The sequence below is a fragment of the Agrobacterium sp. DKPNP3 genome, from assembly GCF_052686535.1.
The window spans coordinates 23,055-35,752 of sequence record NZ_JBQYSN010000008.1 but is presented as its reverse complement, the minus strand read 5'-3'; the positions used below and the strand labels follow the sequence as shown (position 1 = coordinate 35,752).

Sequence of the window (12,698 nt, the reverse complement as noted above, 5' to 3'; positions counted from 1 at the left end):
ACCCGTTGATGTGAAAGCGGCCTTCCACCGAGAGCCAGTTATCATTATTGCCGGCGCCCCTCCAACTCAGCCCACTGCCGAGTATCCAACGCCGCCCGTGTCCATAACTTGGCCGATCAACGGCAAATCGAGCGCGCTGTTTCTCACTTCAGAATGTAGCAGATCATGGAACGGTAGAGGCATGCCGCTTTCCCGATCGTAGTGCGTTGCACCCTGAGCTCGAGCCGCGAGAAAGATGTGACGGCCCATGAAAGAATGTAATTTTGTCTCATCGAGCGGTGCCATTGCATTCCCCCAAATCTCTTCGTTGGCGGGCAAAGGGTGACCGCAATTTAACAGGCCAGTGAATGCGCGTAGACAAAGTGACATAGCTCAATGCCACGAAATTGTCACGCCAACGGCTGTCGCGCTTTTTGGTAGCGCACTCGTGTTCAGATGAGGTGGAGCTCCTCTTATTTCTCATCAGTGCATTCTTGGGGTTTGCCTCGGGCCGTTCCGAAAGGGTTGCGGAATGGCCACACCTGCACTTTCGAGGAAAGTTTTTCGCTAAACTGCAACCGCTAAAGTTGTTGCGATGACGTGTCGGGATGTTATCTCTGCGTTAGGTTGAATCATTAAGGGGATGAGGGATGAAAAAGTTGGGGGCGATTTTGCTGATGGCTCTTTTGAGCGCATGTGCAAAGCCATCTGACGGACCGACCGCAGGTAATATCCGGTCTGCGACGTTCCCTCGAACCAACGAGAAAATTCCCGTCATCGAGCTCGCTAATGCATCGGCAACCACGGTTTCCGCCGGAAGCACGCTGAACGCCTCCGGACCCGGCCTTACCGCGCTTCGCAACACCGGTTACAACGCCCAGAGATTGCGGCGCGGCGACGTGATCGACATCACGGTGCTGGATACGGGAGAAGATGGACTTTTCTCGCCGACACAGAGCAAGACGCTTAATCTCGGCCGCTTTACCGTGGATCAGAGCGGCTCGGTGAATATTCCCTTCGTTGGCAAACAGAGGGTTATTGATTCCACACCCGAAGGGCTGCAATCGCAGGTCGTCGCCGGCCTCAAGGGGTCGGCCGTAAACCCGCAAGCCGTCGTTACTGTCGTCGATAAGCCGACGAGCGCCGTCATGCTCAGTGGTGCGGTGAAAAATCCCGGAAAGATCGTGCTCACCGCCCGGCAGGAGCGGGTGCTCGATGCGCTCAATCAAGCTGGCGGTCCGACTGTCGCTGCGGGCGCGGCCACGGTCACTGTCGTTCGTGGCTCGCAAAGGGCCAGCGCGCCTCTTGACCGCGTCATGCGTGAAGACCGGCAGAACATCCGCCTGTCACCGGATGATCAGGTCATGGTCGATGGCGACGCGGCGAGCTACACCGCACTCGGCGCTTTCAAGAGTGCCGGTGAATTCCAGTTCGAAGCCGGAAAGCTGACCCTGGCGCAGGCCGTCGGCCGCGCCGGTGGCTTGCTGGATGACCGCGCAGATGCGCGCAATGTCTATGTCTTCCGCAATGAGATTATTCAGGTTCCCGCCGCAAGGGTGCCCGGCGCGAAAGGGCCGGTCGCGACGGCCACGACCATGCGGCCCGTGATCTATCACGTCAACATGCGCGACGCTTCCAGCATCGCCCTCATGCAGCTCTTCCAGATGCAGAAGGGTGATGTGCTTTATGCAAGCAACGCGCCGCTGGTGGATTCGGCCAAGCTGCTGACTGTGTTCCAGAAGAGTGTGCCGACGGCCGCGGCGCCGCTTCCCGGCGGCGGCAACTGACCAATGAAGCGCTACAGAAGCTGTAGCGCTTCCATTGCCGTTTGTGGACGAAAGGCAGGAAAGTCACTGCAACAGGCCTGCGCAAAATCTTCGAGGCCTTGCGGTGACTCTGCCTTAGCCGTGGCGATTAGCCGCCGGGCGAGCCGTCCCACGGCGTATATGTCCTGATCCGGCTTTGCCGGTGCGCCTTGCATCTGTTCCGGCGGCGCAAATTCAGCCGAGGCCGCAAAACGAAGGCCCTGTTCCGCGTGGTTCCGGCCAATCTGGAGGGCGATGCCGAAGTCGCCCAGTCTTGCCGTTTCGAAGTTGCCGTCCGACAGCAGAATATTGGCTGGGGTGACATCGCAGTGCACATATCCAGATGCATGTACCGCACTCAGCGCTTGCAGCACGCGGCGAAGGATCAGCATCGCCTGCGAGGCGGCAATCGGTTGCCCAGATATGATCGATGCCAGTGAGTGCGCAAACCACGGCTGCAACAGGCCCGGCCGACCATCCGGCAACCGCAAAAGCGCGGACGTTTCCGCAATGCAGGGATGGCGCAGCGCGAGCCCAATCTCGGCTTCGTCCCGTAAGCGTTGCAGCAGAACGGTGTCGTCCCTGCGGGCAGGCGGCACGGTTTTCAGCGCGTGCAGCGAGCCGAGATCGCGGTGACGCAATTGCAGCAAAAGTGTCGTCTCGCTCTGGTAAGCGGTGAAATTCACGGCAAAGCTGTCCGCAATCCAGTCCGGTTTTTCGCCGGAGATATCTGGCAATTTTCGATCCAGCGCATTTCGGATCTGGTTGATCAGGTCCTGCTGCTCCTGGTAGCTTCTTTCCCGCGTGTCCTCATGGCGGATGCTTCGCCAAAGGTCGGAAAAGCGGGCAGCTACCTCCGGATAGACAAGTTCATTGTTCACGCCGGTTTCCAATCACAATTGCGCTTATATTCTCGCGGGCGTTTTCAATCAGCGCTTCCTGAACCAGGGCATTGGCGCAATCCTTGATCGGGGTGTTGAAGACGATCTCGGCAATGGCGCGTTCCCGGAGGATCTGCACCAGCGGGTAACTGCACAGCAGGACCCTGTCTTGCAAGCCCCACTCTTCGAACACGATGTCCGGCCGGAACTGCTGGGAGAGCCCGACACATTGCGAGAGTTGCTTTTTCATGCCGACAACGACGTGATCGCGCGAAAGCTGGTGCATGGTGCCGTTTTTCAGGAGATAGGCGCGCGCATCACCAGACCACAGGACGCTCAGCCTGTGCGAGATGATCGACGCTATGACGACGCTGGCCATCGGCCTGACATCGGCACCGGTCGTCTGGCGGGAGAGGAGCAGGCTGTTGATGGTGCCGAGCTTTCCCCTGATCTGTTGCGCCATCATCTCCGGTGTTTCGGCATCTGGCGTTTCCGCAAGAATATTCGTGGCGAGACGGGCGGCCTCCGCGGCGCTGTGTGAATCACCTTGTCCATCCGCTATGGCGAAGAGGGAGGGTGTCTGGGAAACGAATAGAGCGTCTGCATTCAGCGAAAGCCGCGTGCCCGCGTGTGTGGCATAGCTGTAGGTCACAGATGACGGCTGTTCCGCTGCCGGCGGAGGCGCTGGCACCACGGGCGGCATTTGCTGCTTTGTTTTCGCCTGCGCCGGTGCTGGAATTGGTGCTGGCGCTGGCGCTGGCGCTGGTATTGAGCCGTCCTCGTCGCCTTTGCCCGGCATGTCGCTAAACAGACGCAGGAAATCGGAGGCTTTGGGTTTGCCGTCAAATTTGAGGCCGCGGGCACGACGGCTGACAGGATCGATATACCACCAGAGGCTCGTCGGTATACGGCCGCGCACCATTTCCGGCACATCCTCCTCTTCCCGCGGCTTTGGCAAGCGTAGTTTTTTGATCGATGTAATAAACCGGGAGATGTCGAAATCGCCGGTCATCGATGTCTCCGCCAGCGCCTCTGCGGCCATGAACCAGGTGTCGTCGAGATAGAGGCTTCGCGGATGCTCGCGGAAGCCATGGAGCTGGGCGATGATGGTGAGCGGATATTTGCGTCCCACTCGGTCCGCACTCGGGACCAATACACCGACATAGGCGCAGTTTCCCCATATGCCGTGCTCAACGATGAAGCGTATGGGTGGCGACGAAGAGAATATGTCTGACCATCGGCCCGTGAACATATCCGCACAGGCGTGCATACCGGATCGCATCCAGCCGTCAAAAGTACCTATCAATTCCCGCTCCAGCCCATCGGAGATGAAATCGCCATGGCTTGGGACCTTACCGAAGAAACCGATGCGATCGCTTTCGGTCGCCCTTTGCGTGGACCTTGATGCCTGATCGGCCATCAGTTGCGATGACCCGCTGCCGTTATCGTGCCCGCCTTCATTCTAATCCCCTCCTTTGAAACATCACTATTCCGTTCCGTCACTAGAACTGCGCGGGGCAGGCGAAGCTGGCAATTGCATCCAGCTTGAACGGATTGAGAACCGAGCCGAACTGAATATCGAATTCGGCAGCCTGTCCGCCATTCTCAAACCGCACCCGCAGCAGGTCACCCGACTGGTTCTCGATATCGGCACCGTCAAACAGCCGGAAGGGCGACCAGTCGCCATTTTCGGTTTTGGCCTGCTGCCAGCCGCCGGGCTGGAAGGCGATGCGCGACAGGCTTGCCGTGTTTTCGCGCGAGGGCCAGGTGATCGATTTCGCCTGGATCGGACCATGATAATAAACGACCCGCTCGCCCTCGATCTCCAGCATCACCGCGCTCGAGGCATTGGTGAGGGAGACGGGTTTGACATTGATCGAAACCGCCGGCGTCTCGCTACCATTCGGGAAGAAGGCGCGCGAAATCTTGTCGGCATTTTCGAACTGGGCGACGGCGCTGCTGGGAAGGCCGGCCGCGCCGAAGGTACCTTTCCAGCTCCATGGGCTCGTCGTCTTGTCGACAAACGGTTCCATGCGCTGTTTGAAGAAACTCTGGAAAACCCCCGCCGGCCCGAAGAGACGCGTGAAATCTGCAATGGCGACATCGCGGGTGGAGGTCCGGTCGAAGGGATAACGACCGGTGACGATCGAAGAGCACAGGGAGGCTGAATCGGATGTCCAGAGTTCGGCGATGCGGCTGCGAGCGGACTTGACCGCAAGCGAGCCGACATCCGCCGCCACGCCTGCCACCCAGACGTCGAGCGGTGCCGGCAATTCCCGGGCCTGTTGCAGCAGGTCCTGATTGGCCTTGGTGAGCTGGCTGTCCACGTCGAACACCTTGGCGACTTCATCGGAGGTTGTTGCCGAGCGGGCAAGCTGTTCGTTCAGCAGCTTGAAATGCGCGAGCAACTGTTCCGATGGCGAACCTCCGGTCTTGTCGCCATTGGCCTGCTCGCCCGTTGTGGCTGCGCCTTTCGTCGCCAGCATGTCACGCAGTCTCGCATAGGGATCGGACGCATTCACCGAGGCCGCCAGAACGGCTGTGGTTGCGTCGTCATCCGCAGCGGATGCGAGGGTGACGGGGTTTGCTCCAGGGCGCAGATCGGTTGCCTCCGAGATCGATCTAGCGGCCTCCATCACGATATTGCGCTCATTGGCGAGCGCACGGGTGGTTTCCACTGCGTCGCCGAGGGTCTGGGAGGGTTTGACCCGAAGGTCGGCCAGCATATCAGCCCATTTTTTCTCAAACCGGTCGAAATAGATTTGCAGCGCGGCCTGCGCCACCTGCTCCACGGTCGCGCCCTTGATGGCATCATCAGAACCTCGCACCCAGCCTTCGGAAAGCGCGATGCGGGCGGCATGCGCGACTTGCGGAATGACGACACGGTGATATCCATCCGCAGTGAAGAGGCCCTCTATGCCCTCCGCCATAGGCGCTTTGCTGCGACGCTCGAAAGCACGCTCGCCCAGAGGACCGAGAGCCGCCGCGGGGGTCCATTCCATCAATTCGCGCACCTGCGGAAGACCGGCGAGAATATCATAGGCGCGTGTGCCAATCGCTTGATCGCGGATCGTTTCGCGGGCGGTAGCGATGAGCCGCGCATCGAGCTCGATCGGGGCAAGCACGCCGTCGGCCAGCGCCTTTGCGTGTTGGTCCAGCGCTTCTCGCACCGCAGCCCTTCCATCACCAGGGTATAGCGATGCGAACATCTGATGCGTCTGCACGGTCAGGAAATCACGGTCCAGTGCACCCATCCCGCCCAGCATTCCATAGAGTTTCAGCGAATTGAAAGTGCGGGTGACGTCCTTCTCGTCCTTAAGCTGCTTTTGCAGCTGCACGATCATCCGCGGCAGCAGCAAGGCGTTGAGCGCGCGCTGATAGGCGTCACGCTGGCGCCCGGCGATCTTGTCTTCCTGATCGAGACCGAAGCTGACATTCCAAATGCGGTCGCGGGCAAAGCCGGAATTGGCATCGCGCAGATTGTCGAGTGCGGGGAGGATGCGCAGGAAATCGGCATCTGCGACGTCTCGTACGGGAATTCCCTGAACGAGTTGTTCATAAGCGCCAAGTTTGCGATCCGCTTCGGCGAGCGCCTGTGTATTGGCGAAATAGGTGAAAATCCAGCCAGTGAAGACAATGGCAACCGCCGCCGCGGATGCGCCATAGGCAATGCGCCGCACCAGCAATTGCCGCCCGGAAAGGCGTTTGTCGCGCATCACCAGTGCAGCTTCGGGGAAGATGACCTCCTTGAACAGCCGCGAGAGGAAGTAGCTCCGGCGGGTTCTGGGGGCTGCGGGAGATTTTTCCGTTTCCGGCTGCGTTCCCGACGCGAGATAAACGCCGCGCAGAAGCGGGGGCTCAATGAGAGGCGAACTTGCGCAAAGTTCGGCAAGGGCTTCGTGCAGGCGGTCCTTCAGACGCGCCAGCTCGGCCGGAAAACGGAAGATACGTCCGCGTATCTCCGCATTCTGTTCTTGCTGCAGGCGTTCGATCAGCATGGCGTCGACCCGCTGCTGCAGAAGCTCGAATTCTTCCGTCAGGCGCTGCGGCAGGTTCTCGGCGGAGTAGCTCTCATCCAGCTTAAAGGTTGTGCCCCACACCTGCTGACGATCGGTCTTGTTGAAACCGTCGAAAAACTCCACGAAACCATGCAGCAGGTCGGCCTTCGTCAGAACGATATAGACCGGGACCCGAGCGCGCAGATATTCGTCGAGTTCCGAAAGCCGCTGACGGATGGAGCGCAGTTCCTGCCGCTGTTCTTCGGGATCACGGTTGAGCAGATCGGGGATTGACAGGGTGACCAATGCGCCGTTGATCGGCTGCGAACGGCGATATCGCCTCAGGAGGCTGAGAAAACCTTCCCAGCCGGCCTTCGAGGATCCGTCGAGATCGTCCTGCGTGGTATAGCGGCCGGCGGTGTCTATCAGGATCGCCTCGTCTGCGAACCACCAGTTGCAGTTGCGCGTGCCGCCAATGCCCTTCACCGCATTTTCGCCGAGCGCATCGCCAAGCGGAAATTGCAGGCCGGAATTGGTGAGTGCCGTCGTCTTGCCGGAACCGGGGGCACCGAAGATCACATACCAGGGCAGGTCGTAAATATAACCGAAGCGCTTTTTCGTGACGCGTCGCAAGAGAGCGAGCGCTTCCTTCAGGCGTGTCTGGATTTCGCCGATTTCCGCCTGCCGATTGGCCAGCGCCTCGCGCTCGATACTGTCGACGAGTTCCTTGTCCTGCTTGCGTCCGCGGTAGATCGTAAAGACGATGTAGACCAGCCAGATGGCGATGATGGTGCCGATGGCTATGAGCCGGGCCTGCACCGTGCCAAGCGGCTTGAAATCGCCGAGCGCGATCAGATAACCGTAGAACCAGATGACAACGCAGAGCGCTATCACCCATAAAAGCGATAGGAAACGTCGTCCGACGAGGGCCGCATAGCTCTCGACATAGGAGCGGATCGTATAAAAATAGCTCAATGGATTCATGGCTGGGTTTCTCCCGGCTGCTGTCCCGGACTGGTCTGTATGGGCGGCGAGAGAATGCCGGCATCGCTTAGTTTTTCATCGGGATTGGTCAGGACCATGATTTCTGTTCTGCGGTTTATCTGGCGGCCTTCTTCCGTATTGTTGTCGGCGATCGGGTCGCTGTCGGCCCGGCCTTCGGTCAGGATCGCTTCAGGGCCGGTGAATTGTGAAAGAATGTCTCCAACGGCCTTGGCGCGCGCTTCGGAAAGGTGCCAATTCGATGGAAACTCCACCGTCTTGATCGGCACGGTGTCGGTATAACCGATGACGACCGCACGGAATTTCTCAGCCGCAAGCGCACCGCCGATACGCTGGATGAGATCGCGGAACTGCGGGCTGACATTGGCGCTGCCTGTCGTGAACAGGCCCGAATTGTTGATGCGAACCCGCAGCCGCCCGTTCACATCTGCAAGGGTCACCAGCTTTCTGTCGACTTCGGGCTGCAGGAAGGCCATCAGCTTTTCAAGCCGGGAGGGTTGTCTCGGCTCCACGATTTTGGGTGGATCAACGACGCGGGGAGTTTCCACTTCAATTGGCGGCGGCGGTGGTGCGGGAGGGCTTGCGATCAACACGCTCGGTGTTTCGTTCGGCGGCAGATGAGCAAGCCTTTCGAAGGTGACATCGGATGCGCTGTTGAGCGACAGCGTGAAGAAGAGATAACCAAGCGCGAAGGCGAGCGCCATCAGCGACAGCAGGGTCCAGAGCGCTGCCATCGCGCGCAATGGCGTATGTCGGGCATCGACACCTTTCCAATGCGGAGAAAGCTCCCGTTCGAAGGCGCCATATTGGCCGATCAGCGTTTTGTAGAGGCTGTCGCGGATGCGGGAAAGCTCGAGCGCTCCTTTCGGTGAAACGCGGGTTCTTCCTTCGAAAGCCAGCGACAGGCACAGATAGATCAGAAGCAGCAGATCCTTGTTGGCGCCGGGCGATTGGTGGAAATGGTCGAGAATGTCGAAAACCCGGTCGCCGCCAGTGACGTCATTGTGGAACGTGGAAACGAGGCCGGAGCGCGCCCAGCCTGCCCGCACACCCCAGGGCTTGCTGAGAACGACGTCATCGACCGTGGCGCAGACGACATAATGCGCAGCCCTTGCCCGCTCGGGGCTGATGCGGGCGGAGGCGAGGTCGCGTTCATAGCGTGTAATTGCTTCAACGCAGGCACGGCGAAGCTGGTCGGGGTCCGGCTCGGCATCGCTGAAGCGCAGCAGATGTGCGAGGTTGAGAAGGGGAGCTGCCGATTGCACAAGTGTCGGAACCTCCTCGCCGCCGAAGTGGAAACCGGTCAGCAGCTGTTCGACCGGCGTGGCAGTCGCGCTTGCCCTGCTGGGGCCAGCCGGCTCGTCGGTCTCGACAATGTCCTCAAGGATGGCCGCCATGTTGCGTGCGTTCTGGTTGCGCCGGCGACTTTCCTCGGTGATCTCGACCACCGTCGGCAAATCCTGCCAGGAAGAGGGGTTTTCCGTGCTCATTCGCGTAGTGCCCACATTTCCATTTCAAGCCCAGGGAATTCGCCCGCCAGATGCAGGGCAATCGCCCCTGAAGTATCGAGCTGTTTCCAGAGCGGCGACTGCGTGTCGATCTCGAAATAAACTGTGCCGGATCGATAGGGCAGTTGCCGCGGCAGAACCGGCAGGGACCGCACGGGAATACCCGGCAGTGCCACATTGACCAGTTCGGAAATCCGTTCCACCGGACCGACCTTGATCTGTGCCGGCAGGCGGCGGCGAATATCCTCGGCAGCCATATCCGCCCGCACGGCAAGCACGAAGCCGGCGTCGCGCAGAAGTGTGCGGTCGTGGATAGTGCCGACGCGGACGCCATGTCGGCGTTCCACCAGTTCGATTGCGACGGCCGCCTGTTCCAGAACCGCAGACAGCGAGGTACGCAGATCATCAAACACAGCACCGAAGGTGGCTTTCAGATCGTCGTGTCGATAGGGCGGGAAATCTGTCGCCCGCTTCTTGTCCGTGGTGAAGGTGGCGAGCTCGCCGGCAAGCTGGATGCAGTCTTCGTAAAAGCGGATGGGATGAAAACGCGTAGCGTTGGCACTGCGATGCGCGAGTAGCGGATCGGCCCGGTTGAGGATCTGCAGCAGGAAATAATCGCCCACTTCCGCCGTCCCACGGATCGTCGGGTCACCGATGCGTTCGGCGATCGCCTGGGCGCGGTGGCGCACGATCCCCAGAAGCTCCGTCAGCAATTCGTTGAGACGGGGCGAAGCCGCGCAGCTGAGGCTTGGCGGGATGAAATCAGGATCAAGAATGACCGCACGGTCGGAGCGGACTTCGATCACCCGCGCCAGCCCGATGAGGTCATAACCGGAAAGATCCTCACCGGTCTTGAGGAACTTCAGGCTCAGGCGGCCGACATTAATCGGGGCCACGAAATCCGTCTCTATATTCGTATCGGAGACTTCATAGGTGGATGCGGTGAAGCGCACATTATTGGTGTCATTGTGGCCGCTGGCGGACATGTCGGCCTTGCCCGGTTGCCGGGCCGGCAGGGCAAGATAGATGATGGCGTTCTTGACGCTCTCGTCGAGATCGAGCGGCGGCGGCAGGTCGGAATCTTCAGGCGCCTCGAAGGGCGTGCCATCGGGCAGGATCCCGCGCAGGTTCGACAGAGCGAATTGCCCTATCGACAAGGCGCTGCGATCGACCCCCATCTCTACGATGCCCCAGGGATAGGGCGAAAGGTTGCGTGTGGTATTGCGCACCAGGCGTTCGGTCCAACGGTCGGACTGCTGAAAATGCTGGACGCGAAGAAACATGCCCTCGCTCCAGGCTACACGGTTCTCATGTCTCATCGTGGTCATTTACCCCCTTGGCATCGGCTGTGGCCGCGTCAGTCTCCCGTCCCGGCGCGGCTTCACCACGCGCTGCGCGCTGCAGGAATTGCCTGACCGGCAATGGACGGCCGTTTTCTTCGAATTGCTTTTTGTAGGCGGACCAATAGTCTGTTTTGATGATCAGCCCCTGCCAGTCCCGGCGGCCGATCTTTGCCCGGAAATCGTTGCCGGCATCGACAGACGCCTCGATAAGTCTCGGCTCGAGCCTTTGCGTGCACCCATGGATCAAAGTTTCAAGCGCGTAGGCAAGTTGCCGCTGCTGGCGGATGAGCCTTTCCATCCGCACGCTCAGGGAGGCTGGCGAAGCTTGGCCAGCGTGCTCGCTCTCGAGGTCGAGAACGGCCAGACAATCGGCGCTTTCCTGCTCCAGCGTGGTCAAAAGGTCGCCAATCTCCTGCGCGGTAGAAACGCTTGCAGCCGGTGCGTTCTCCGCTCGTAAATCTTCTTCCGTCTCGGGGAAAACACTGTCGAAATCTTCGCCACCGGCGGCCGAAACCGGACGAGAGATCATGACGGGCGTGTTGAGCGCGTCGGTATGTTCGTGCTCGCTGCTCGCAACCGGCTCCTCATCCCAGTTATCAGGCAGAATGGCGCTTATTCCATGCGCCGCGGGCGGTTCGCTCCAGCCGATCTCGACATTTCGCGAAATGGATTTCGCCTTCCGTTTGGCGCCCTCGCGCCATGTTTCGGACCAATCGTCGACGGAGGCCGCGTTGCCCATCATGCCGCCGGCCGAACGGCCGTTCGGGGCGATGTCCGCAAGGATCGCCGAAATGGTCAGCGGCTCGTCGCTCATTCGCAGGGATGCGTCGGGATCGGAAAAATCCAGTTCGGCATCGCCGCTGATGGCGACCTGAAAAACCTGCCCGCCAATGTTGATTTGCGAACCGTCGCGGAGACGTGCGCTTTCGCCTTCGAGCAGCAGGCGGCCATCGACCACCGTGCCATTTGCGCTCTGGTCCATTATCGTGAAGCCCTCGCCATCGCGGTTGAGCGTGCAGTGCAGCTTGGAGACGCGCCGTTCATTGTCGTCGATCTGCCAGTCGCACTCCCGAGATCGGCCAATGACGCGGCGGCCGCGCTCGAAGGTCCACTGACTGGCTCTTGCTGCTCCGATATTGCGTGTGTCCTTGAGTGCAAGCTTCATATCCATGCCCTCACGCGGAAATCGCCGAGCCTTCCCGCTCGGTCACCACAGCGTCAGCGCTGTCTTGTTGGGCGGGTGCCACGCGAGCCCAGCTGTTCCAGCCGAGACGGGCGGGAGCATCGGACTGGCCGAGGCGGCAAAACGGGATGTCTTCCTTTTTCAGGATCACCTGCACATCGAAGTGCAATGCGCTTCCGACGAACAGGCGTGTCAGAGAAAATATTTCCGCAAGCCGTTTCGAACCGGGCGTGAGGGCCAGGTAATCCGCATAGGCGACAGGACCGATCACGACCCGGAAGCCGCCGCTCATATCTTCGACAGCGCTTCCCGCTGTCGTGTTCTGTCCGAGCCTCAGTCCTGATGCCTGCCCCAGCTGGCTTTGTTCATGCTGCGGCAAAGCTACCCACCGCCGGCGAAACTGTTCGATATGGACCGGAAGTCCCGTGAATTCGCAAAGCATTGATGTGAGGGCCGAAACATTGCGGTTGCGGACGGCCAGAAGGCCGCTGAAACGCAGGAGCGCGTCTTCGCTCACGCCTGCTTTCTCGACCAGACCGGCAGTGCGAAACCCGATGAGGGCGAGCAGTGTTTTGCGGAAACCGTTGTCTCTCTGATCGGCCGACCAGCGCAAACCCCTTGCAAGACGGTATTTTTCCGTCGCGGATACGAATAGTTCGCTGAACCTTGCCGCAAACAGGTTGAAGAAGCTTGCCAGCGCGCCCGAACGATTGCGTTCTTCCCGTTGCAGCAGCTCGCCATAGGTCGGCGGTAGTGAACCAAGTGGCCCGACGATGGGCGCGAAGGCTGATTTCAGTTCGGCATGACCGCGCTTGCGGCTGAAACCGCTGACTGCAAGCGGTGTCGGCTGTATTCCACCATGGGCACCGATGACGATCCCGTCATCCGGCGAAACGAACTGGGCGACGCGAAACGCGGTTGCGGGATCAAAACGGCCGGGATCGTCGCTGAGAAGCGCCGCCTGCCGGTCTTTGATGGTTGGCGTCTGCTGTGCCATAC

The 12,698-nt window shown here is 60.1% G+C and carries 9 protein-coding genes; 1 reads left to right on the top strand and 8 read right to left on the bottom strand.

The window, feature by feature from the left end:
- Positions 1–66: 66 nt before the first annotated feature.
- Entirely contained in the window at positions 67–285 is a 219-nt protein-coding gene (locus ACUTJJ_RS03920) for a hypothetical protein (protein ID WP_445541360.1), read from the bottom strand.
- A 344-nt stretch (positions 286–629) separates the two neighbouring features.
- On the opposite strand from ACUTJJ_RS03920, the gene ACUTJJ_RS03915 reads away from it, so the two are divergent.
- Positions 630–1,766, top strand: a complete 1,137-nt coding sequence (locus tag ACUTJJ_RS03915) for a polysaccharide biosynthesis/export family protein (RefSeq protein WP_445541359.1) — start codon at positions 630–632, stop codon at positions 1,764–1,766.
- Between the two features lie 11 nt (positions 1,767–1,777).
- Here ACUTJJ_RS03915 and ACUTJJ_RS03910 read toward each other — a convergent pair whose 3' ends face one another.
- The 7 genes from ACUTJJ_RS03910 to tssG form a co-directional block, all read right to left on the bottom strand.
- A complete protein-coding gene (locus tag ACUTJJ_RS03910; RefSeq protein ID WP_445541358.1) occupies positions 1,778–2,665 on the bottom strand; it encodes a protein kinase domain-containing protein in 888 nt (295 codons plus the stop codon).
- The gene (gene tagF / locus ACUTJJ_RS03905) at positions 2,655–4,085 is read right to left on the bottom strand and encodes a type VI secretion system-associated protein TagF (protein WP_445541357.1); all 1,431 of its coding nucleotides are present in this window, start codon (positions 4,083–4,085) and stop codon (positions 2,655–2,657) included. The genes ACUTJJ_RS03910 and tagF overlap by 11 nt, the downstream gene beginning before the upstream one ends.
- 82 nt (positions 4,086–4,167) lie before the next feature.
- The gene (gene tssM / locus ACUTJJ_RS03900; RefSeq protein ID WP_445541356.1) at positions 4,168–7,647 is read right to left on the bottom strand and encodes a type VI secretion system membrane subunit TssM; all 3,480 of its coding nucleotides are present in this window, start codon (positions 7,645–7,647) and stop codon (positions 4,168–4,170) included.
- Positions 7,644–9,155, bottom strand: a complete 1,512-nt coding sequence (gene tssL, locus ACUTJJ_RS03895; protein WP_445541355.1) for a type VI secretion system protein TssL, long form — start codon at positions 9,153–9,155, stop codon at positions 7,644–7,646. Before tssL ends, tssM begins: the two co-directional genes overlap by 4 nt.
- Positions 9,152–10,492 carry a type VI secretion system baseplate subunit TssK gene (tssK, locus tag ACUTJJ_RS03890; protein WP_445541395.1) on the bottom strand — a complete coding sequence of 447 codons (1,341 nt, stop codon included), beginning with the start codon at positions 10,490–10,492 and terminating at the stop codon, positions 9,152–9,154. The genes tssL and tssK overlap by 4 nt, the downstream gene beginning before the upstream one ends.
- Positions 10,482–11,687, bottom strand: a complete 1,206-nt coding sequence (locus tag ACUTJJ_RS03885) for a type VI secretion system-associated FHA domain protein (RefSeq protein WP_445541354.1) — start codon at positions 11,685–11,687, stop codon at positions 10,482–10,484. Before ACUTJJ_RS03885 ends, tssK begins: the two co-directional genes overlap by 11 nt.
- 4 nt (positions 11,688–11,691) lie before the next feature.
- Positions 11,692–12,696, bottom strand: coding sequence for a type VI secretion system baseplate subunit TssG (tssG, locus tag ACUTJJ_RS03880; protein ID WP_445541353.1), 1,005 nt, complete (start codon positions 12,694–12,696; stop codon positions 11,692–11,694).
- Between the last annotated feature and the right edge of the window lie 2 nt (positions 12,697–12,698).